This window comes from Emticicia agri (assembly GCF_004168285.1).
In the GTDB taxonomy this organism is placed as follows: Bacteria; Bacteroidota; Bacteroidia; order Cytophagales; family Spirosomataceae; genus Emticicia; species Emticicia agri.
This window is the reverse complement of sequence record NZ_SEWF01000164.1, coordinates 1-353: the sequence shown is the minus strand read 5'-3', so window position 1 is coordinate 353 and position 353 is coordinate 1. Positions and strand designations below refer to the sequence as shown.

Annotated in this window: 1 pseudogene; it reads left to right on the top strand. The window is 49.6% G+C overall.

Annotated features, from left to right (window positions below):
* Positions 1 to 353: pseudogene (locus tag EWM59_RS28135) on the top strand (hypothetical protein); the annotation flags it as partial.

Below are 353 nucleotides of genomic sequence, written 5' to 3'. Positions count from 1 at the left end.
AAGGTAACGGTAAATCCGGGCGTAAGCATCGAGGTAAAAGATGTGGTAGTTTGTCTGAATGAGACAGCGACCTTGACAGCGACAGGTTGTGTGGGTGGCACTATCAGCTGGAGCAATGGCAGCACAGGTAACAGCATCAGTGTACCATCAACCACAGCGGGAACTTACAGTTATACAGCGACTTGTAAAGTAACCCTGAACGGCAAAGAATGTAGTGCAACTGGCACAGGCAAAGTAACAGTAAATCCAGGCGTAAGCATTGAGGTAAAAGATGTGGTAGTCTGTCTGAATGAGACAGCGACCCTGACAGCGACAGGTTGTACAGGTGGCACCATCAGCTGGACAGGCGGTTC